Annotated in this window: 23 protein-coding genes; 7 read left to right on the top strand and 16 right to left on the bottom strand. The window is 73.7% G+C overall.

All coding sequences use genetic code 11. The features are described from left to right. Positions 1–6: 6 nt before the first annotated feature. The 4 genes from M446_RS17140 to M446_RS17155 all read right to left on the bottom strand — a co-directional run bounded on the left by M446_RS17140 (position 7) and on the right by M446_RS17155 (position 3,582). Positions 7–327: a HesB/IscA family protein gene (locus tag M446_RS17140; protein WP_012333363.1), complete on the bottom strand. Its 321-nt coding sequence runs from the start codon at positions 325–327 to the stop codon at positions 7–9. Positions 328–388: 61 nt separating this feature from the next. After that, positions 389–1,138, bottom strand: a complete 750-nt coding sequence (gene bchJ / locus M446_RS17145; protein ID WP_012333364.1) for a bacteriochlorophyll 4-vinyl reductase — start codon at positions 1,136–1,138, stop codon at positions 389–391. A gap of 4 nt (positions 1,139–1,142) precedes the next feature. After that, on the bottom strand, positions 1,143–2,789 hold the full coding sequence (gene bchE / locus M446_RS17150; protein ID WP_012333365.1) for a magnesium-protoporphyrin IX monomethyl ester anaerobic oxidative cyclase: 1,647 nt from the start codon (positions 2,787–2,789) through the stop codon (positions 1,143–1,145). Positions 2,790–2,958: 169 nt separating this feature from the next. Continuing rightward, positions 2,959–3,582 (bottom strand): cupin domain-containing protein, encoded by a 624-nt coding sequence (locus tag M446_RS17155; RefSeq protein WP_012333366.1) that lies wholly within the window; start codon positions 3,580–3,582, stop codon positions 2,959–2,961. 113 nt (positions 3,583–3,695) lie between these two features. On the opposite strand from M446_RS17155, the gene M446_RS17160 reads away from it, so the two are divergent. From M446_RS17160 to M446_RS17175, 4 genes are read left to right on the top strand one after another with little or no spacing between them, the layout of a single operon-like run. Beyond that, on the top strand, positions 3,696–4,463 hold the full coding sequence (locus M446_RS17160) for an ABC transporter substrate-binding protein (RefSeq protein ID WP_012333367.1): 768 nt from the start codon (positions 3,696–3,698) through the stop codon (positions 4,461–4,463). Positions 4,464–4,476: 13 nt separating this feature from the next. Beyond that, positions 4,477–5,130, top strand: coding sequence for an amino acid ABC transporter permease (locus M446_RS17165; protein ID WP_012333368.1), 654 nt, complete (start codon positions 4,477–4,479; stop codon positions 5,128–5,130). Further along, positions 5,127–5,858: an amino acid ABC transporter ATP-binding protein gene (locus tag M446_RS17170; RefSeq protein WP_012333369.1), complete on the top strand. Its 732-nt coding sequence runs from the start codon at positions 5,127–5,129 to the stop codon at positions 5,856–5,858. Before M446_RS17165 ends, M446_RS17170 begins: the two co-directional genes overlap by 4 nt. Positions 5,859–5,864: 6 nt before the next feature. Next, positions 5,865–7,151 (top strand): NAD(P)/FAD-dependent oxidoreductase, encoded by a 1,287-nt coding sequence (locus tag M446_RS17175; protein ID WP_012333370.1) that lies wholly within the window; start codon positions 5,865–5,867, stop codon positions 7,149–7,151. A 19-nt stretch (positions 7,152–7,170) separates the two neighbouring features. Here M446_RS17175 and M446_RS17180 read toward each other — a convergent pair whose 3' ends face one another. The 3 genes from M446_RS17180 to M446_RS17190 all read right to left on the bottom strand — a co-directional run bounded on the left by M446_RS17180 (position 7,171) and on the right by M446_RS17190 (position 11,011). Continuing rightward, complete coding sequence (locus tag M446_RS17180) at positions 7,171–8,226, bottom strand: Ldh family oxidoreductase (protein ID WP_012333371.1); 1,056 nt, start codon at positions 8,224–8,226, stop codon at positions 7,171–7,173. After that, a complete protein-coding gene (locus tag M446_RS17185; RefSeq protein ID WP_012333372.1) occupies positions 8,223–9,005 on the bottom strand; it encodes a 2-keto-4-pentenoate hydratase in 783 nt (260 codons plus the stop codon). The genes M446_RS17180 and M446_RS17185 overlap by 4 nt, the downstream gene beginning before the upstream one ends. Before the next feature lie 92 nt (positions 9,006–9,097). Then, the gene (locus M446_RS17190; protein ID WP_012333373.1) at positions 9,098–11,011 is read right to left on the bottom strand and encodes a heavy metal translocating P-type ATPase; all 1,914 of its coding nucleotides are present in this window, start codon (positions 11,009–11,011) and stop codon (positions 9,098–9,100) included. Positions 11,012–11,222: 211 nt separating this feature from the next. Here M446_RS17190 and M446_RS17195 point away from each other — a divergent pair, with 211 nt between their 5' ends. Further along, positions 11,223–11,564 carry a DUF1476 domain-containing protein gene (locus M446_RS17195; RefSeq protein WP_012333374.1) on the top strand — a complete coding sequence of 114 codons (342 nt, stop codon included), beginning with the start codon at positions 11,223–11,225 and terminating at the stop codon, positions 11,562–11,564. A 226-nt stretch (positions 11,565–11,790) separates the two neighbouring features. Here M446_RS17195 and M446_RS17200 read toward each other — a convergent pair whose 3' ends face one another. Beyond that, on the bottom strand, positions 11,791–12,183 hold the full coding sequence (locus M446_RS17200) for a hypothetical protein (protein WP_012333375.1): 393 nt from the start codon (positions 12,181–12,183) through the stop codon (positions 11,791–11,793). Positions 12,184–12,443: 260 nt separating this feature from the next. Here M446_RS17200 and M446_RS17205 point away from each other — a divergent pair, with 260 nt between their 5' ends. Further along, positions 12,444–13,169: a CBS domain-containing protein gene (locus tag M446_RS17205; RefSeq protein WP_012333376.1), complete on the top strand. Its 726-nt coding sequence runs from the start codon at positions 12,444–12,446 to the stop codon at positions 13,167–13,169. Between the two features lie 88 nt (positions 13,170–13,257). Here M446_RS17205 and M446_RS17210 read toward each other — a convergent pair whose 3' ends face one another. The 8 genes from M446_RS17210 to M446_RS17245 form a co-directional block, all read right to left on the bottom strand. Next, positions 13,258–14,151, bottom strand: coding sequence for an SIR2 family NAD-dependent protein deacylase (locus M446_RS17210; RefSeq protein WP_012333377.1), 894 nt, complete (start codon positions 14,149–14,151; stop codon positions 13,258–13,260). A 4-nt stretch (positions 14,152–14,155) separates the two neighbouring features. Continuing rightward, a complete protein-coding gene (nifT, locus tag M446_RS17215) occupies positions 14,156–14,374 on the bottom strand; it encodes a putative nitrogen fixation protein NifT (RefSeq protein WP_012333378.1) in 219 nt (72 codons plus the stop codon). Continuing rightward, on the bottom strand, positions 14,371–14,694 hold the full coding sequence (locus tag M446_RS17220) for a nitrogen fixation protein NifZ (RefSeq protein ID WP_012333379.1): 324 nt from the start codon (positions 14,692–14,694) through the stop codon (positions 14,371–14,373). Before M446_RS17220 ends, nifT begins: the two co-directional genes overlap by 4 nt. A 115-nt stretch (positions 14,695–14,809) precedes the next feature. Then, positions 14,810–15,562, bottom strand: a complete 753-nt coding sequence (locus M446_RS17225) for a 4Fe4S-binding leucine-rich repeat protein (RefSeq protein ID WP_012333380.1) — start codon at positions 15,560–15,562, stop codon at positions 14,810–14,812. 168 nt (positions 15,563–15,730) lie between these two features. Continuing rightward, positions 15,731–15,937, bottom strand: a complete 207-nt coding sequence (locus M446_RS17230; protein WP_012333381.1) for a 4Fe-4S dicluster domain-containing protein — start codon at positions 15,935–15,937, stop codon at positions 15,731–15,733. 99 nt (positions 15,938–16,036) lie between these two features. Further along, the gene (gene nifB, locus M446_RS17235) at positions 16,037–17,533 is read right to left on the bottom strand and encodes a nitrogenase cofactor biosynthesis protein NifB (protein ID WP_012333382.1); all 1,497 of its coding nucleotides are present in this window, start codon (positions 17,531–17,533) and stop codon (positions 16,037–16,039) included. A gap of 191 nt (positions 17,534–17,724) precedes the next feature. Continuing rightward, positions 17,725–19,023 (bottom strand): amidohydrolase family protein, encoded by a 1,299-nt coding sequence (locus M446_RS17240; RefSeq protein ID WP_012333383.1) that lies wholly within the window; start codon positions 19,021–19,023, stop codon positions 17,725–17,727. A 5-nt stretch (positions 19,024–19,028) separates the two neighbouring features. Beyond that, entirely contained in the window at positions 19,029–19,430 is a 402-nt protein-coding gene (locus M446_RS17245; protein WP_012333384.1) for a nuclear transport factor 2 family protein, read from the bottom strand. Positions 19,431–19,685: 255 nt separating this feature from the next. Between M446_RS17245 and M446_RS17250 the strand changes: the two genes are divergently transcribed. Continuing rightward, positions 19,686–20,549 (top strand): ABC transporter ATP-binding protein, encoded by an 864-nt coding sequence (locus M446_RS17250; protein WP_012333385.1) that lies wholly within the window; start codon positions 19,686–19,688, stop codon positions 20,547–20,549.

Below are 20,549 nucleotides of genomic sequence, written 5' to 3' on the forward strand. Positions count from 1 at the left end.
TCCTCCTCAGCCGAAGGACTTGCCGCAGGCGCATTTCGCCCCCGCATTCGGGTTCTCGAACACGAAGCCCGAAGTCTCGAGCGCCGTGACGAAGTCGATCCGCAGCCCCGAGACCAGGCTCTGCGAGCGGCCGTCGACGAAGAGCCGCACGCCGTCCTGCTCGACCACGAGGTCGCCGTCGCGGGCGCTGGATTCCAGCCCCATCATGTACTTGTACCCGGCGCAGCCGCCGGCCTCGACCATGATCCGCAGGCCGGTCGGTGTGCCCGGCGCCTGCGAGAGCGCGGTCTTTACCGCGGTGACCGCGTTGTCGGTGAGCGAGATCATGTCGGGATCCTCCGTGAGGGTCGGGTTCCGGCCCTCCGAGCGGCAATCCCCGTGCCATGACTTATACTGTTGAATTGTTTGGGTTTTCCCGGTCGCGAGCGCCGTGTCGCAAAGGCGACAAGTCCGACACTCGGTCGGATTGTCGCGGGGAGCCCGGCGGCCCGACGCGCGCGGGACGCCCGCCCGCCCGCCCGAGGCCGGGCGCCCCCTCCGCCACCCGCACGGCGAAGCGGCAGGCCGGCGCGCCCACGGCCTCGCAGGCGAACTCGACGACGCGGGTGCGCGGGTCGACGAGGTCCCGGAACAGGGACTCGAACACGGCGCCGCAATAGGCGCAGGCCGGCTCGCGGCTGGTGACGGACCGGCTCACCGGGCCGCCGGCGATGACCAGGGTGGGGAGGGGAGCCCAGGCGACCTCGAAGCGGCCCGCGCCCACGAACGTCCAGGCATGCCGGCCGATGGCCGCCAGGAGAACGCGCAGGGCGAGCCGGCGGGGCAGGAGCGCGAGCAGCACCCGCAGCGGGCGCGGGATGCGGTGCGCCAGGAGGTAGCGCCCCGTCAGCTCCCCGGCCTCGCGCCCGACCGCCCCCGCGAGGGTGGGGCCCAGCACCGCGTGCAGAGCGGCGTGGAGGCGCGCCACGTCCCCGTCCGGCACCATGGCCCGGGGCGGGTCCGCGAGGTGGTGGCGCAGGCCGGCGCGGGCGAAGACCGCGTCGCGCACGATCGGGCCGTGCCGCGTCGCGAGGGCCTCGGCGACGCGGGTGACGGCGTTCGGCCCGATGCGGGCGGCCGCCCCGGCCTCGGCCCTCACGGGGTCAGGCCTCGGCCCGCGGGCCGCCGCGCGTGAAGGCGACGCGGGGCGGCGGGGTCCCGTCCTGGTCCTCGGCCATCTGCTGCCGGCCGCCGCCGCAGGCCATCAGCTCGGCCGGGATCACCGCCTTCGAGCGGCGGTTCTGGGTGGTCTGCCACTCGATCGCGGTGTCGGCGGCGCGCCGGCGCGTCGCGTCGAAGCCGAAATCCACCGTCTTGCGGGATTGCGGGCCCCAGTACTCGACCTTGCCGAGGTCGTAGAACTTGCGCTCGAATCCCGCCTTCAGGAACGCCTTGAGGCAGCCCAGCAGGTAGCGGCGGCGCGCGCCGGATCCCGACCAGGGATAGGAGAACAGCGCCTTCCTGAAGTAGAACCGGCGGTAGTTGTTCATCACGCGGTCGAGCAGCTCGCCGCGGTCCATGGCCTGCGGCTTGATGATCGGCGTGACGAAATTGTACTTCTCGTAGTCGAAGATCTCGACTCTGTCGCCGAGGTCGCGGAACAGGTCCGAGAACGGCCAGGGCGTGTACATCGACCAGTTCGCGAGGTCGGGCGCCCAGTCGCGGGCCATCCGGTAGGTCTCCTCCAGCGTCTCCGCCGTCTCGTTCTCGAGCCCGACGATGAACTGGGCCTCCACGACGATGCCGGCCTCGCGAAGCAGCTGGATGGCCTTCTTGTTCTGGGCGACGGTGGTCTCCTTGTTGAAGAGGTCGAGCTTCAGCTGCGCCGCCGCCTCGGTGCCGAGCGAGACGTGGATCAGCCCCGCCCGCCGGTAGAGCGGCAGCACGTCCTCGTCGCGCAGGATGTCCGTCACCCGCGTGTTGATGCCCCACAGGATGTCGACCTCGCGCTCGATCAGCTCCTTGCAGAAGGCGATGAACTTCTTGCGGTTGATGGTCGGCTCCTCGTCGGCGAGGATGAAGAAGCCGACGCCGTATTTCTCCTTGAGCTCAACGATCTCGTCGACGACCTTCTTGGGGTCGCGGATGCGGTAGTCGCGCCAGAATTTCCACTGCGAGCAGAAGGAGCAGGTGAACGGGCAGCCGCGGGCCATGTTGGGGATGGCGACGCGAACGCCGAGGGGGATGTAGGTGTACTTTTCCCATTCGAGCACGCTCCAATCCGGGGACAGCGCGTCGATGGCCTTGACGGTGGGGGCGGCGGGGGTCGCGACGACGCGGCCCTCCTCCAGGTAGGCGAGGCCCCTGATCGCGGCGCGCGCGGCCGGCCAGCGTCCCTCGGCCACGGCGCGGGCGACCTCGACCATGATCTCCTCGCCCTCGCCCCGCACCACCGCGTCGATCCAGGGCGCCTCCGGCAGGACTTGGCCGTACATGAAGGTGGCGTGCACGCCGCCCAGCAGCGTCACGGCGCCGGGGCGGACCTCGCGGGCGATCTGGAGCACCCGCTCGGCCTTGTAGATCGAGGGCGTGATGGCGGTCGCCCCGACGATGTCGGGCGCGAGCGCGGCGATCCGGGCCCGCAGGACCTCGTCGTCGAGGTCGTTCGTCATGGCGTCGATGAAGTGGAGGTCGTCGAAGCCCGCCGCGCGCAGCGCCCCCGTGAGGTAGGCCACCCAGGCCGGAGGCCAGTTCCCCGCGATCTCGGCGCCGCCCGAATGGTAGTTGGGGTGAACGAAGAGGATGCGCATGGGTCGACACTCCCGAGTGTCAAGTTAGATTGACACATGCGCGCCGCCGCGATTTGCGCTGGATCAAGGCGGCCGGGATCCCGGCCCCGGCGCGGCCGGGCCGGACGCGGAATCGGGCGAACTCGCCGGCGCCCGCGGGAGCGCCGGACCCGCCCCGGGGCGCCCCCGCTCAGGCGCCCGGCGGCACCGCGTTCACCCACAGCACCACGGCCTCGTCGGTCTCCGAGGGATTGCCGTAGCGGTGGGGCCGCCGGCTGGCGAAGCGGAAGCTGTCGCCCGCGGCCAGGGACAGGGCCGCGTCCTCCACCCACAGCGCGAGCCGTCCCTCCAGGACCAGCCCCGCCTCCTCGCCGCCATGGGTCAGGGCCTCGTCGCCCGTGCTCGCGCCCGGCGCCAGCCGCATCAGGAACAGGCTGAGATGCCCGTCCGCCCCCGGCCGGGTGAGCAGCTGCTTGGCGATGCCGGAGCGCCACAGCGTCAGCTCCGCGCGCTCGTGCGGCCGGGTGACGATCGGCTCGGCGGGCCCGGGCGCCGCGCCGAACAGGCTCGCCAGCCCGACCTCCAGCAGGTCGGCGAGCTGCGTCAGCACCCGCAGGGACGGGGAGGACAGGCCGCGCTCGACCTGGCTCAGGAAGCCGATCGACAGGCCGGTGCGCGCCGCGATCGCCTTCAGCGACAGGCCGCGGGCCTGGCGCAGGGCGCGCAGGCGCCGGCCCATCGCGAGGTCGGCCGCCCGCTCGCCGGCCCGCGGCGCGGCCTGCCCGTTCCCTCGACCCGTCCCGGCCTGTTTCATGTGCGTGAAATCTGGTTGCGCTGCGCGGCGCATTATGCCCAGATGTTCACGTTCATGAAATCCGCCGCGGAAGCCCGCGCGACGGCGCGTCCGCCCCTCAGAGGAGCACCGAGATGAAGCGTCTCGTCCAGGCGGCCTGCGCGGCCCTCGCGCTCGCCCTCGCGGGGCCGGCCGGGGCCCAGACCGCCCTGAAGGTCGGCTCGACGCCGACCGGCATCCCCTTCACCTTCCTGGACACCAAGACCAACTCCATCCAGGGCGTCATGGTCGACGTCATCACGGCCGTCGGGCGCGAGGCCGGCTTCACGGTCCAGGTCGAGCCCCTGCAATTCTCCACCCTCATCGCCGCACTCAACGCCAAGAAGATCGACATCATCTCGGCCGCGATGTTCATCACGCCGCCCCGCAAGGAGGTGATCGACTTCTCCGCCCCGGTCTACACCTACGGCGAGGGGATGATCGTGGCGAAGGGCGACACCAAGGACTATACCGGCTTCGCCGACCTGAAGGGCGAGACGGTGGGGGCGCAGGTCGGCACCGCCTTCGTGGAGCCCCTCAAGAAATCCGGCCTGTTTTCCGAGGTGAAGATCTACGACACGATCCCCGACATCCTGCGCGACGTGAATTCCGGCCGGCTCAAGGCCGGCTTCGCGGACGGGCCGATCCTGGCCTACAACCTCAAGCTCGGCCTGTTCCCGAACGTGCGCCTGGTCGACAGCTACAAGCCGACCGTCGTCGGCTCGGTCGGGATCGGCCTGCGCAAGGAGGATAGGGACCTGCGGGAGAAGATCGACGCGGCCCTCGCCAGGATCAAGGAGAGCGGCGAACTCGCCCGGATCCTGGACAAGTGGGGTCTGAAGCCGTCCGCGAACCCGTCCTGAGCGGCCGGGCGCCATGGACAGCTTCCTGGCGGATGCCCGCGAGTTCGTTCCGATCCTGCTGCAGGGCGTGCAGCTGACGATCCTGATCACGCTCGGCTCCCTCGTGGTCTCGACCGTGCTCGGGCTCGTCTGGGCGATGATGCGGGTCTCGGGCGTGCGCTCCCTGGCCTTCGCGAGCGCGCTGTTCATCAACGTGATCCGGGGCATCCCGATCATCGTCCAGCTGTTCTACATCTACTTCGTGCTGCCGGATTTCGGCATCGCGCTCACGGCCGTGCAGGCGGGCGTGCTCGGGCTCGGGCTCGCCTACTCGGCCTACCACGCCGAGAATTTCCGGGCCGCCATCGAGGCGATCGACGGGGGCCAGATCGAGGCGGCCCAGACCATCGGCATGGGCTGGGGCCTCACCATGCGGCGCGTGGTGCTGCCGCAGGCCCTGCGCATCGCGCTGCCGCCCTACGGCAACGTCATGATCATGATGCTGAAGGATTCCTCGCAGGCCTCGACCATCACGGTCGCGGAACTCGCGCTTCAGGGCAAGCTGATCGCCTCGGCGACCTTCAAGAACACCAGCGTGTTCACCCTGGTGGCGCTGATGTACCTGGCGCTCAGCCTGCCCCTGATCCTGATCGTGCGGCACACCGAGAAGCGGGCGGGGCGGCGGTGATCGAGCTCGACGGCGTGCGCAAGGCCTACGGCGCGGTGCCGGTGCTCAAGGGCATCACGGCGCGGGTGGCGCGCGGCGAGGTGGTCTGCATCATCGGCCCCTCCGGCTCGGGCAAGTCGACGCTCCTGCGCTGCATCAACGGGCTCGAATCCTACGACGGCGGCGAGATCCGGGTGAACGGGCGCCGGGTCGACCGGGCGAGCCCCACGATCCGCGCCGTGCGCATCCAGGTCTCGATGGTGTTCCAGCGCTTCAACCTGTTCCCGCACCGCACCGCCCTGGAGAACGTGATCGAGGGGCCGGTCTACGTGAAGGGCGAGGACCGGGCCGAGGCGACGGAGCGCGGCCGCGCCCTGCTCGCCCGCGTCGGCCTGTCCGGCAAGGAGGAGGCCCGCCCGCCGCAGCTCTCGGGCGGGCAGCAGCAGCGGGTCGCCATCGCCCGCGCCCTCGCCATGCGGCCGGACGCGATCCTGTTCGACGAGCCGACCTCGGCGCTCGATCCGGAACTCGTCGGCGACGTGCTCGGGGTGATGCGCGGCCTCGCCGAGGACGGCATGACCATGCTGGTCGTCACCCACGAGATCGGCTTCGCCCGCGAGGTGGCCGACCGCGTCCTGTTCCTCGACCACGGACTCGTCGTGGAGGAGGGGGCGGCCCGCGCGGTGCTCACCGCGCCCGAGCATCCCCGCACCCGCGACTTCCTCCGCCGCGTCCTGCATCCCCTGTAGGCTTCGATGACCGAACCTTTCCCGCTCGCCCCCTCGCTCTGGGCCGCCACCGCCGCGCCCGCCCCCGCGACGGCGCCCCTCGCCGCCTCGGGGCGGGCCGACGTGGCGGTGATCGGGGCGGGCTATGCCGGCCTCTCGACCGCCCTGCACCTCGCCGAGGCCGGGCTTCGCCCGGTCGTGCTGGAGGCGCGCGAGATCGGCTTCGGGGGATCGGGCCGGAACGGCGGCCAGGTGATCCCGGGCCTCAAGTACGATCCGGACGAGCTGGTGGCGAAGTTCGGCCCCGAGCGGGGCGAGCGGCTCGCCGCCTTCGCGGGCGCCACCGCCGACGCGGTGTTCGACCTGATCGCCCGCCACCGCATGGAGGTGCCGCATGTCCGCGCGGGCTGGATCCAGGGTGCCCACACGGCGGCGGGGCTGGCCCAGGCGGAGCGGCGGGCCGCCCAATGGGCGCGCCGGGGGGCGCCCGCGCGGCTGCTCGACCGGAACGAGGCGGAGCGGCTCCTCGGCAGCCCGCGCTACCTCGGCGGCTGGCTCGACGGCCGGGGCGGCGCGGTCCAGCCGCTCTCCTACGCCCGCGGCCTCGCCCGCGCGGCGCTCGGGGCCGGCGCGACGATCCACACGGACACGGCGGTCACCGGCATCGCGCGGCGGGACGGGGCCTTCGTCCTGCGCACCGCGCGCGGCCCGGAATTGCGGGCCGAGAAGGTCGTGATCTGCACCAACGGCTACACGGGCGGGCTGTGGCCGGGCCTCGCGCGCACGATCATCGCGGCGAACTCGTTCCAGGTCGCCACGGTGCCGCTCTCCGACAACCTGCGCCGCACGATCCTGCCGGAGGGGCAGGTCTCCTCGGACACCCGCAAGCTCCTGCTCTACTTCCGGCTCGACCATACGGGCCGGCTGCTGATGGGCGGGCGCGGCCCCTTCCGCGAGCCGCGCGGCCCGGCCGACTGGGCGCATCTCGAGCGCATCGTCGCCAAAGTCTTCCCGCAGGCGGCGGATGTCGGCTTCGACCATCGCTGGTGCGGGCGGGTGGCGATCACCCGGGACTTCCTGCCCCACCTGCACGAGCCGGTGCCGGGCCTCGTGATCGACATCGGCTGCCAGGGGCGGGGCGTCGGCCTGCAGACGAGCATGGGGCGGGCCATCGCCGCCTACCTGGCCACGGGCGACGCCGCGGCGCTGCCGCTGCCCTTCGGCCCGGTGCAGCCGCTGCCGCTCCACGGCCTGCACCGCCTCTACGCCTCGGCGGTGATCGCGTGGTACCGCATCAGCGACGGGGGTCTGTGAGGGCGCCCGGGGGCGCCGCTCAGGGGCCGAGCATCGCCGGGTCGAGCCCGTTCGCGCGGGCGAGCCGCAGGAGGTCGGCGCGGGTGTCCTCGGGCAGCAGCACGCCCTCGCGCAGGTTCTCGGCCTCGGCCCGCGCCTCGATCTCGCCCGGGTAGAACACCGCCTCGGCGCCCTCGGCGAGGGGCACGGCCCTCATCTCGGCGATGAAGCGCTCCATGCGGGCCTCGAACTCCGCCAAGGGCTGGATCCGGGCGATGTCGATCGCGAGCGCGAGGTGGCCGGCGCCGCTGCGCCGCTCGGCCTGGTAGGGGCCCGCGACGCCCGCCCCGAAGGCGCTGCCGGTGAGCACGCCGGAGAGCACGTCCATCACGGCCGAGATCGCGGAGCCCTTGTGCCCGGCCATGGGCAGGATCAGGCCGTCGATGGCGGCCTGCGGGTCGGCGGTCGGCCGGCCGGAGGCGTCCATGGCCCAGCCGAGGGGGATCGCCTCGCCGCGCTGGCGGGCGAGGTAGATCTTGCCGCGGGCGACCGCCGTGTTGGCGATGTCGAGGACCAGGGGCGCGTGCCGGCCGGCGGGCGCGGCCCAGGACCAGGGATTGTTGCCGAGCGCCTTGCGGCGCCCGCCCCAGGGCGCCATGGCGGGGCTCGCATTGGTCGACAGGAAGCCGATGCAGCCCGCCCGCGCCGCCATCAGGGTGAAGTACATGGCGGTGCCGAAATGGTTGGAGTTGCGCACCGCCACCGCGCCGATCCCGTGCGCCGCCGCCCGGGCCATTGCCTCCGCCATCGCCTGCGCGGCCACGACCTGGCCCATCGCCTCGCGCCCGTCGATCACCGCGAGGCCGCCGGCATCGACCACGCTCTCCGGCACGGCGCGGGGATCGCAGACTCCCGCGGCGAGGCGGGCGGCGTACCAGGACAGGCGCATCATCCCGTGCGACTGATGGCCCCACAGATCAGCCTGGACGAGGCTGTCGGCGCAGAGAGCGGCATCCTGCGCGCCCATCCCGGCGGCGCCGTAGACCGCCGCCGCGAAGGCCCGCAGGGCCTCGGCGGGGATGCGCGGACCGGTCACGCCGGATTCCCCGGCGGGCGCGTGCGGAAGGCGAGGTGGCGCCCGAGGAAGTCGGCGCGGATCTCGGCCGGCCCCTCGACCGTGAAGGGCCGCGACACGGTGCCGGTCGAGACGATCTCGCCCGCCCGCAGCGCCAGGCCGCGCTCGCCCGCCACCGCGATCAGGTCCGCGAGGGCGGCCGCCGGGTCGGTGGCGTCGTCGCCCGCGAGCGCCCGGGCGCGCAGCTCGCCGTCGACGGCGACGCGGAGGTCGGCGGCGAGCGCGGCGAGCGCCTCCGGGTCGACCGCCTCGCCGACCACCAGCGCCTCGAAGCCGGCATCGTCGGCCGCGAAGCTCGGCCAGCCGGCGGCGCGGCAGTCCACGAAGCGCGACAGCACCACCTCGAAGGTCACGCAGGTCTCCGCGACGAGGTCCCGCAGGGGCGGGGGCGGCGCGCCCGGAGCGACGTCGCGGGCGAGCCGGAAGGCGATCTCGCACTCGATCGTCGCGGGCGCCGCGTGCGACAGGGGCACGACGGCGTCGGGGCCGTGGCAGCGGGCGGCCAGGACGCGTCCGGCGACGGAGCGCCCGATGCCGAGGTCGCGCTTCTGCGCCCGGCTGCCGAGGCCGAGCTTCCAGCCGCTGCAGGGCTCGCCGAGCACGGCGATCAGCCGGTCCTGCACCGCGTAGCCCTCGGCCAGGGTGGCGGGCCGGATCTCCGGCGGCAGGGCGGTGATCTGGCGCCCGCCGCGCCACGCCTCGGCGAGGAGCGCGGCGGCGGGTTCGGGATCGAAACTCATCGGTGCTCGCTCCTGCCGGCTCCGGACCCGTCCCCCTCGCGCGGAATCGCCGCGGCCGCAAGGGCGCGGAGCCGGCCGGTGCGGCGACCGCCCTATTTCTGCCCGGCCGGCGCGGGGTCGCCGCCCCTGAGGACCCGCATGGCGTTCAGGATCACGGAGGCGTCGATCGCCTCCTGCAGCAGGGCGCCCTGGATGGGCGAGAGGTAGCCCAGGGCGGCCGCGACCATGCCGGCGAGGGAGAGGCCGAGCCCGACCCAGACGCTCTGAAGGGCGATGGCGCGGGCGCGGCGCGCGATGGCGATCGCCCGCGGCAGGGGCGCGAGGCTGTCCACGAGCAGCACCACATCGGCCGCCTCCGCCGCCGCGGCCGCGCCGCGGGCGCCGAGCGCCACCCCGAGATCGGCCGCCGCGAGGGCGGGCGCGTCGTTGACGCCGTCGCCCACCATCGCCACCGGGCCGTGGCGGCGCTCGGCGGCGATGATGCGGGCCTTGCCCGCCGGGTCGAGATCCGCCGCCACGGCGTCGATCGGCAGCCCGGCCGCGAGGTGCTCGGCGATCGCCCGCCGGTCGCCGGTGGCGAGCACGATCCGGTCGATCCCGCCGGCGCGCAGGGCCGCGAGCGTGCCGGCGCCGTCGCCGCGCAGCGGGTCCTCGACGTGCAGCGTCGCGGCGGGCGCCCCGTCGATCGCCACCAGGACGCGCGCCCCGCCGGGCGCGCCGCCGCGATCCGGGGGGAAGGCGATGCCGAGGCCGCGCATCAGCCGCGGACCGCCCACCGCCACGGCGCGGCCCTCGACCGTGCCGGCGATGCCCTCGCCCGGATACTCGGTGACGGCGGCGGGGGGCGCGAGGGAGAGCCCGCGCGCGCGGGCCGCCTCGCCGAGCGCCCGCGCGGTCGGGTGGGCGGAGGCTTGGTCGAGGGAGGCGGCGAGCCGGAGCGCCTCGGCGGCCTCGGCGGGGGGGACCGCCTCGATCCCGGCGAGGCGGGCGCTGCCATGGGTGAGCGTGCCGGTCTTGTCGATGACGAGGACGCGCAGCGACGCGAGGCATTCGAGGGCGCCGCCGCCCTTGATCAGGACGCCGATCCCGGCCGCGCGCGACAGGCCGGAGACGAGGGCGACCGGCACCGCCAGGATCAGCGGGCAGGGGGTCGCGACCACCAGGACCGCGAGGGCGCGCAGCGCATCCCCGCTGGCGAGCCAGGCGGAGCCGGCGAGCAGGATCGTGCCGGCCAGGAAGGCCACGGCGTAGCGGTCGGCGAGGCGGCTCATCGGCGCCTTCCGGGCGCGGGCCTCCGCGACGAGCCGCAGGATGCCCGCGTAGGTGCTCTCGGCGGCGCGGCGCTCGGCCGTGAGCGTGAAGGGCGTGCCGACATTCACGGCGCCGCTGAGCACGCGCGCCCCCGGATCGTGCGCCACCGGGAGGGCCTCGCCGGTCAGCGTCGCCTGGTCGAGGACGGCCCGGCCCTCGGCGACGCGGCCGTCGACCGGCAGGACGTCGCCCACCCGCACCAGGATCGCGTCGCCCGGCTCCAGGGCGGCGAGCGGGACCTCGCGCACCACGCCCCCCGCCTCCCGGCGCAGCGCGCTGCGCGGCTGGCGGGCGAGGAGCGCCGTCATCTCCCGCGAGGCCCGCGCCGAGGCGAAGCTCTCCAGCCCCTGGCCGCCCGCGTACATCAGCGCGATGATCACGCCGGCCAGGGGCTGCTGCAGGGCGAGGGCGCCGCCCATCGAGAGCAGGGCGACGAGGTCGAGCCCGACATCACCCCGGGCGAGGCTGGTCACCACCTCCGCCACCAGGACCGCCAGCACGATCAGGGTCGGGACGGCCCAGGCCCAGGCGGCCATCTGGGGCGCGCCGAGGGCCTGGGCCGCGAGGCCGAGACCGAGACCGAGGAGCGGCAGCCCGACGAGGCCGCGCCGCAGCACGCCCCGCCACGCCGCCGGCGCTTCGGGGACCGTTTCGGGGGAGGACCGCGCCGCCCCGCTCTCCGACACTGCCTGCATGGCTTGCCCTCGCCCGCGCCCCGCGCGGCCCGCCCCATCAGCCCGGTTCCGGGAGGGCGGGCCATGATCCGTGTCAAGACCGCCCGCGGCCGCTGCCCTCGAGCCCGCCTCGGAGCAATTGATCAGGCACAAAGACCTCCAGGGGCCGGCGCGCCACATTTCCGGGGAGACGCCGAGGCGATCAAGTTTCGGGGAGCGAGGGAGAACGCCGATGACCACGATCTTCGACGAGCGCGAGACGATGTTCGAGCAGGAATTCGCCCATGCCGAGGAGGTGCGGTTCCGGGAGCGCGCGCATCGCAACCGGCTGCTGGCGGGATGGGCCGCCGGGCGGATGCGCCTCGACGGCGCGACGGCCGAGTCCTACGTCGCCGCCTTCGTGGGCGGCAGCGTGCTGGCCACGGACGAGGAGGTGCTCGCGCGCCTGCAGGCCGATCTCGCGGCGGCGGGCGCCGCCGAGGCGCTGCCCGGCCTGCGCGCCCAGCTGGAGCGCTGCGCCGCGACCGCCCGGGCGGAGCTGATCGTCGGCGAGGCGGTCGACGGGGGCCAGTAGGGTTCCGCGCGAGGCCGCGGCCTCCGCACGGAGGCGGACGCGGATCGACTCCGAGGGGCGGGTGCGGCCGGACCCGCCCCTCGCGCGCCGGGAATTCATGCGACATCCGATCGATGGCTTCGCCATCTCCGATTTCGGCGATGCGGAAGTCGGCTTCGCTCAGGCGCCGCTCAGGCGCCGCGCGGGCTGGTGATCCGGGATCCGCTTCGATCAAGCGGGTCCCGGATCAGGCGGCGCGGGCGTGGGCGGCCACGCGCGCGACCCGGAAGGTGTGGAGCTCCTCCGTCTCGGCATCCCGCAGCGAGACGTACTCGCCCTCCACGAAGCGGTGGGACCCGAGCCGGTAGCCGGGCTCGTCGTCCTGCGTGCTGCGGTCGTCGTAGTCGATCAGCCAGGTGGCGCCCCCGCTCCCGCCCGCCCGGTGGATCAGGCGGCCGTGCCGGTCGGGCTCTCCCGTCCAGAAGCGGCGCACCCGGCAATGGTCGCGCCGCGCCTGCCACTGCGCCGCGTCGAGGTGCCCGTCGGCGTCGAGGGGCGCGACGATCTCGTAGCCGCGCCCCGCGCTGCCTTCCGGGAAGTCCGGGCAGCGGGCGAGCGTCAGGGTGATGGTCGAGAGCATGGCATCCTCCTTCGGGGGCCGGGCCGTTCCGGCGGCCGCTCGGGGCCCTCCTCGCCCCAGCACAGGCCGGCGCGCCGCCCGGGGCCTTGAGCGAGATCAATCCGGTCGCCTCGATCGGGGCGCAGGATGGTCGGAATTCAGCGGAATTGCATCGGGCAATTCGGCCGATGTCTTGTTACCGCATCATGTTTGCCGCCGAACCGGTGACCGTCTCGGCGAATGATGCGTCGTTCAACCTTGGCTCAAGCCGGAGGTATGCCATGCGCGCGCGCGACATCATGCACCGCGACGTCTTCACCGTGCGGCCCGAGACGCCGCTGGGAGCGCTCGCCCGGATCTTCGTGGAGAAGCGGATCAGCGCGGCCCCCGTGGTCGACGAGTCGGGCGCCCTCGTGGGAATCGTGAGCGAGGGCGACCTGCTGCACCGGGCGGAACTGGCGACCGATCGCCGCCGCTCGTCGTGGCTGAGGTTCTTCGCCTCGATCGAGACCCTCGCCCATGAGTACCGGGAGGCCCATGGCCGCACGGTCCGGGACGTGATGGCGAGCCCGGTCGTCACCGCGACGCCGGACACGCCCCTGCCGGAGATCGTGGAGATCCTGGAGCGCCGCCACATCCGCCGCGTGCCGATCGTCGAGGCGCGGCCCGGCCTGCCCGAGCGGCTCGTCGGGATCGTGACCCGCAGCGACCTCGTGCGGGCGCTGGCGACCCTGCTCCCGGCGGCGCCCGAGCCGAGCAGCCCGCGCGATCTCACCGATCAGCGCATCCGCGACATGCTGCTCGCCGAACTCGGCCGGCAGCCCTGGACGGAGAAGGGCGAGAGCAACGTCACGGTGCTCGACGGGGTGGTGCATCTCTGGGGCATGGTGAGCCACGAGGCCGAGGCGAAGGCCCTCGTCACAGCGGCCGAGACCATCCCGGGCGTCGTGGCCGTGCGCGACCACACCTTCGTTGGCACGGTGGGCGCGGAGCCGGTGATGCTGTGAGGCTGGCCCGGGCGGCCCGGGCGGCTCCCTCGGGGGCCGCGCGGGGGCGCGGCCCCGATGCCGCCGCGGCCGGGCCCCGGCCGGGGCCTCACCCGACCAGCCGCTCCAGCGCCGGGGCGAGCGGCAGGTCGAGCAGCGTGATCCCGGCATCGTCCAGGAAGCGCCGCTCGTTGCGGGTGAGGTCCGCCCCGGTCATCACCGCGAAATGCGGCCCGGCCGAGCGCTTCATGATCTGGCGGGCATAGGTCCGCAGCATCTGGTCGTGGAAGCGGCAGCCGAGGAACAGGAAGCCCCGGCTCACGCGCCGCGCGCGCACCTCGACCGGGATCGGCGTCTGGATGTCGATCTCGGTCATCACCTCGACGTAGTCGCTGTCGGCGACCAGGGCCTGGCCCGGCGGGCGGGCGGCGCCGTGGGGCTTGTAGAGCAGAGTGACCCAGCCGCGCGAGGCCGCCTCGTCGACCGGCGTCCCGGCCGCGTCGAAGCCCCGCGTCCAGACGTCCCGATGCGCCCCGGCCCGGGTGATGCCCTGGATCTCGCCCCAATCCGTCCGGCCGCTCGCCGCGAAGGCCGCCCGCAGCGCGCCGTCGTACCAGGTGTCGACGATCAGCCCGAGGCCGCGCCCCGCCAGCGCGGTCTGGAACGGGGTCGGGGCGAGCGGGGGCGCGAAGATCTCGGCCATCCAGGCGGCGAGGGTGCGGCGGTGGCGGCGCTGCTCGATGAACTGCGCCACGGCCCAGAGGTTGGTGCGGATCCGGCCCGGCGCCGCCTGCCGCTGGCCGAGCGCCGCCGCGAGCGCCTCCGGGCTCAGCGGCACCGTGCCGCCCGCGCCCGCGGCGGCCTGGAGGCCGGGCCCGAGATAGGGCACGAGCCGGTCGTCCGCGAGCAGCGCCGCGGCCTCCCGCAGCGGCGCGAGGCCGTCCGGCGCGGCGAGGGAGCGGGGCGCGGCGAGCGGGGGCGGCGCCTGGATCGACGGGTCCATCGGGTCACTCCTCCTCGTCGCCGAGCTTGCGGGCGTTGACGGTGATCGGAAGGCGGGTCTCGGCCGGCAGCGCCGGCAGCACGAAGGTCCAGCCGTTCTTCAGCCGCACCCAGCCGCCCCAGAGGGCGTCGTGCTCCATGGCGACGATCGGCTCCTCCAGGTCCTTCTTGGGCGCGTAGGCCGAGAGGCCGCCGCGGGGCGATCTGCGGATCATCAGCTTCACGGGCGGGCCTCCTCGCTGGCGGCGCGCGCCGGCGCGGCGCCGGACGCCGTCGGCCGGTCGAGGCTGACCAGCTCCTTGCCGCGCATGCCCACGATGGTGCCGCGGTCGACCCACTCGACCGCGTAGATGTAGAATTGCTGCAGGAAGACCCCGATGTCGCGCACGTAGCCGGTGTCGCCCTTGCGCACCAGGGTCTCGCCGATCTCCCTGTGCGGATAGGTGCCGTCGTTCTTGACGTGCTTGGTCGCGCGGACCTTCTCGCCGGGCCGGAAGGCGGGCTCCCGCCGGATCTCGATCTCCTGCTCGCGTCCCAGTCCCATGCTCTCCTCCTCATCCCCCATCCGCTCGATCCCGTCGGGATGGCGGAATGGGGCTTCGCTCAGGCGCCGCGCGGGCGCGCGATCCGGGATCCGCTTGGATCAACCGGGTCCCGGATCACTCGGCGAGGCGGCGGGACGCCGTCTCGCGGATGGCCGGCACCTCGTCCGCGAGGAGCGGCGCGAGGTGCCGAGGATCGATGCGCTCGGCCACCGCGTGGCGCACGCGCATGTCGGGGTCGCGGATCAGCGCGACGAGGCGGGGCGCAGGCAGCCGCCCGGCCGCCGCGCGCCGCACCAGCGGGTCGGGATCGGCCGCGAAGGCCATCAGCGCCTCGGGCACGACCCGCGCGGCTGCCGCGCGCCGCACCTCGGCCTCGGGGTCGCGGGCGAGCAGCAGGAGCGCGGCCGGCGGCGCCCGGCGGGCCGCCGCGAGCCGCACCGCGTAGTCCGCGTCGCCGAGCAGGGGCACGAGGTCCCGGCCCGAGAGCCGCTGCGCCACCGCCATCCGCACCCGCCGGTCGGGATCCTCCCGCATGGAACCGGCCCGGGCGAGCGGCAGCTGGAAGGCCACCATCGCGCGCACCTCCGGCTCCGGGTCGTCCCGCAGCCGCCCGATCAGGAACACGCTCGCGTGCTTGGCCGCCAGCGCGCGCACCTCGAAATACGGGTGGTCGAGATAGGCCGCCGCGAGGTCCGGGTTGCGGGAGAAGAAGCGGTCGATGCGCTTCCCCCGCCGGTCGAGCACGCAGGCCCGGCCGAGGTCGCAGCGCCCCTCGGCCTGGAGATCCTCGTGGGGGCAATCCTGGCAGCGCAGCGGCCGGCCCTGCCAGTCGAGCGCCTCGGGACCCGGCTCGGCTCCGCCCGCCATCGCCGCCTCCTTGGCATGAAGAGACCAAGCAGAATTGCCCCATGCCGTTCTGCTTTGGCGCATCCCGCGCCGGAGCGTCCGCCGCGCCCGCGTCGCCGAGGGTGAGGGCGAGGGTGAGGGCGAGGGTGACGGACCCGCGACGCCCGGCAGACCCGCCCGGCGGCCCGCTCAGGCCGCCGGGGCGGCCTTGACGCAGGTGTTCGGCACCGGGCAGACCGCCGCGCATTGCGGCTCGTCGAACTGGCCGTCGCATTCCGTGCACTTCTTGGGATCGACGATGTAGATGTCGCCCTTCATGCGGATGGCGCCGTTGGGGCATTCGAATTCGCAGGCGCCGCAGACGGTGCATTGCGAGGCGATGATCTTGAGGGCCATGGCGGTCTCCTGGTGGAAGGGCCGGGCGCGCCCGGCGGGGAAGAGGGGAGGGCGAGGGGAGACGGGGACGGCGCGGGCGGCCCCGCGCCGGGCGCCGCGTCAGGCCGAGAGCATCAGCGGCGCGTCGGTGACGCGGCGGCCGAACTGCTCCGCGTAGACCGCGCCGATCGCCGCCTCGATGTAGTCGAGGGCGTAGCGGTCGGTGGCGCGGATGCCGGCGGCCTCCAGGCTCTCCTTCGGGCAATCGCCGATCTTGGCGCAGAGGACGACCTCGACCCCCTCCAGCGCGGCGATTACGCCGTCGAGCGTCGCGTCCTCGCCGAATCCGCCCAGGCAGTAGGAGTCGACCTTGCGGTGGCCGACGAAGGTCACGCCGCCCGGGCCCGCCTCGTAGACCTGGAACTCCTTGGCGTGGCCGAAATGCTCGTTGATCCGGCCGCCGCCCTTGGTGGCGACCGCGACGAGGAGCGTCTGCTCCGCCCCGAGCGCCCTGAGCTGCGCCACCACGGCCTGCTTGTTGACCTGGTGGTCGCCGCGCTCGTGCGCCACGACCTCCCGGTAGGCGGCGCGCTTGCTCGGATCGTAGCGGATCTGCGCGGGCAGCTGGTCGAGGGTGAATTCCTGGCCGCGATCCTCGCCGAGGAGCCCGACCGCGTCGGCCCGGCACTGGCGGCAGTGGCGCATCAGCTTGGCGCCGCCCTCCAGCTTGTCCTGCAGGGCCTTCAGCTCCATGGCGGTCGGGCCGCGCTGGCCGGTCAGGCCGAAATGCGTGCCGTGCTCGGGCGCCGAGATCAGCGGCATCACGTTGTGCAGGAAGGCGCCCCGCTCCTTCACCCACGCGTTCACGTCGAGCAGGTGCTCGTCGTTGATCCCGGGGATCATGACCGAGTTCACCTTCACCAGGATGCCGCGGTCGCGCAGCATCTCCAGGCTCAGCATCTGCCGCTCGTGCAGGATGCGGGCGGCCTCGACGCCCGTGTAGCGCTTGTGCTGGTGGAAGATCCAGGGATAGATCTTCGCCCCGATCTCCGGATCGACCATGTTGATGGTCACCGTGACGTGATCGACGTTCATCTCGGCGATCTCGTCGACGTGGTCGGGCAGGGCGAGCCCGTTGGTGGAGAGGCAGAGCTTGATGTCGGGGATCTCCCGGGACACCGCGTCGAAGGTGGCCTTGGTCTTCTTCCAATCGTAGCAGCTGTCGCCGGGGCCGGCGATGCCGAGCACCGACAGCTGCGGCACCTCGTTGGCCACCGTCACCACCTTGCGCAGGGCCTGGTCCGGCGTGAGCTTCTCCGACACCACGCCGGGCCGGCTCTCGTTGGCGCAATCGTACTTGCGATTGCAGTAATTGCACTGGATGTTGCAGGCCGGCGCCACCGCGACGTGCATGCGGGCGAAGTAGTGATGCGCCTCTTCCGAGTAGCAGGGATGATCCTTGATCTTGTCCCAGACGTCCTCGGGCATCTCGTCCGGCTTGGCCGAGGAGCCGCAGGACGTGGACGAGCAGCCGCCCTCCTGCAGTTTCGCCCGCATCGCGTCGACCGAGATCGGTGCCGAGACGAGGGCCTCGAGGGAGAACACCGGGGAGGACATGTCTTCACCTCTGCGTCAGTCCGGTGAAGGTTCCGCAAGCGCCGTGCCATCCATCAAGTCATTGTAGTAGTTGGAAAATCGACGATCCGCGGCGGGTACACGGATGTCTCGTCCTGTCGGATTCGCGACATCGCGCGTCGGGCCCCGACGCGCCCGCGCGGCGGGCCGGGGCGGCGTGCGCCGGGCGCGGCTCAGCCCAGGGCAGGACCCAGGGCAGGACCCAGGGGCGGACCCAGGAGCGGGCCCGGGGCGCGGGCGGCCTCGCCGGGCGGCGACAGGAGCGGCATCGGCCGCGCGAAGCTCCGGCGCCCGTTCTTCATGCCCTGGAGCGGCCAGGCCAGGGTGCAGACCGCCTCGGCGGGGCTGCGCGCGTCGAGCACGACGAGGTCGGCCCGGCGGCCCGGGGCGAGGCCGTAATCGGCACACCGCATCAGCCGCGCCGCCTGGTCGGTGACGAGGTCGAGGCAGAGGGCGAGGTCCGGCTCGGACGAGACCTGGGCGACGTTGGCGTAGAGGTTCGCCATCCGCAGCAGCGAGGCGTCGCCGTAGGGCGTGAACGGGTTGAGGACGTTGTTGGTGGCGATCGAGCAGGTGACGCCGGCCCGCGCCAGCCGGTGCGCCGCCGCCACGCCGCGCGGCACGTTGCAGGCGGCCTCGCGCCCCATCAGGAACAGGTCGGTCGCGGGCAGGACCGTGACGGCGACGCCCGCCCCGGCGAGGCGCCGCGCCGCCCGTCCGAAGGCCTCCGGTGGCAGGGCCGAGAGCTTGGTCGCGTGGCCGATGGCGACGCGCCCGCCCCAGCCGGTCCGGTCGGCCCAGCGGCAGACCTCGTCGAGGCGCAGCCAGGTCGGGTCGAGGTCGAAGTCGAGGTGGAAGTCGATGTCGACGTCGAAGCGCCGGGCGAGCGCGAAGATCCGCGCGACGTGGCCGTCCGCGTCCCGGTCGATGTAGGGGACGCCGCCGACGAGGTCCGCCCCCTCCTCAAGGGCCGCGACCAGCACGTCCTCGCAGCCCGGATCGTCGAGCAGTCCCTCCTGCGGGAAGGCGCAGAGTTCGAGATCGACCGCCCAGGCGTAGTCGGCCTTGAGGCGCCTCAGCGCCCGGAAGCTCGTCAGCCCGATGCGGGGATCCACCTCCACGTGGGTGCGGATGCGGGTGGTGCCCTGCGCGACGGCGCGCTCCAGCACCCGGCGCGCCCGCTCGTAGACGTCCGCCTCGGTGAAGCCGCGCTTGGCCGCCGTGACGGCCGCGATCGCCTCCCCGACGCTGCCGGCGCCGCAATCGCAGCGCCCGAGGAGGCAGGCCTTGTCGAGGTGGAGATGCGTCTCGACGAAGCCCGGGATCACCAGCCGCCCGCCGAGATCCTCGCTCGGCCCGTTCGGCGGCAGCCCGGGCTCGACGGCCGCGAAGCGCCCGTCCCGCACCGCGAGGTCCACGAGGCCGTCGCGCCCGGGCAGGCGGGCGTTGGTGAACAGGTGATCGAAGTCCATGGCGGTCAGGCGCCGAGGCTCGGGTCGAGGATGCGCTCGGCGCTGTCGTTCCAGACCTCCTGGCTGACGATGAGCCCGTCGCGCACCACGAAGCGGTCGACGTAGCGGTTGCCCTCGAAGGGGCGCCCGTCCGGCCACGCGCCGTAGAGCGTGCCGAGATTGTACACGACGGTCTCGCCGTCGCCGGGCACCACGTCGTTGCGCAGGATGCGCTTCTTCACCCAGCGATAGCGGCCGGCATTGAAGGCGGTGGCCTCCCCCGGATGGCCCAACACCCGCCCGCCCGTGAAGACGATGCGCACGTCCGGCGCCATGAAGGCGGCGGCGGCGACGGGATCGGGGCGCATCGAGGCCTCCAGGAAAGCGTCGACGATGCGGGCCGCCTCGGCGGGATCGGATGTCGGCATGGCGGGTCTCCTGAGCGGGCGGCGGCGCGCCGCCCCGGCCCGCGGCCGACGCGGCGGCGCCGAGTGTAAGGCCCTGTCCCGGCAAATCGTATACCGTTTGTGCGGCAAATCGTGCTCGAAAATTGACACAAGTGCCGCTTCGGCGAGCGGACCGCCCGCTTTCCAAGCCCAAGCTTGGCCGCGCGCGCGGCGGAAGACCGGCCTGCGCCGCACCTCGATCGTATACGCTGGCACGGAACCTGCCTTGCCGGCGGCATGAACGCGACCGCCTCGCTGCCCCGGCCCCCCGACGAGACGTCCTTCGCGCCCGGCCGCGTCAAGGCGGTCGAGCTGGAGGACGCGTCCGTCACCTTCGGGCAGGGGGCCTCCGCGGTCGCGGCGCTGGCGCCGACCAGCCTCGACATCCGCGAGGGCGAGTTCGTCGCCCTGGTCGGCCCCTCGGGCTGCGGCAAGTCCACGATCCTGCGGCTCGCCGCCGGCCTGATGCGGCCGGGCGCCGGCGCGGTGATCGTCGGCGGCCGGGAGGCGAGCGCCAAGGCGCTGCGCATCGGCATGGCCTTCCAGAACCCGACGATGCTCCCCTGGCTCACGATCGAGCGGAACGTGATGCTGCCCCTGCGCATCGTCGCGCCGTACCGGTCGGAATTCCGCGCCAAGCGCCGCGGCGCCTTCCGGGACCGGGTCCACGCCCTCCTCGACCAGGTCGGGTTGAAGGACTTCGCCGGGAGCTACCCCTGGCAGCTCTCGGGCGGCATGCTCCAGCGCGCCAATCTGTGCCGGGCGCTGGTCCACGAGCCGCGGCTCCTCCTCCTCGACGAGCCCTTCGGGGCGCTCGACCAGTTCACCCGCGAGGAGCTTTGGGGCATCCTCCAGGACCTCTGGATGGCGCGGCGGCCGACGGTGATCCTCGTCACCCACGACCTGCGCGAGGCCGGCTACCTCGCCAGCCGCATCTGCGTGATGAGCGCGCGGCCGGGCCGGATCCTCGACGATTCGCCCGTAGCCTTCCCGCGCCCGCGCAGCGTCGCCATGACCTACGAGCCGGGCTTCGTCACCCTCACCCACCGCCTGCGCGACCTCATCGTGAGCGCCCGGGCGGCCCCGGCCGGGAGCCCCTGA

Origin of the sequence: Methylobacterium sp. 4-46, from assembly GCF_000019365.1 — a bacterium.
Taxonomy (GTDB): Bacteria; Pseudomonadota; Alphaproteobacteria; order Rhizobiales; family Beijerinckiaceae; genus Methylobacterium.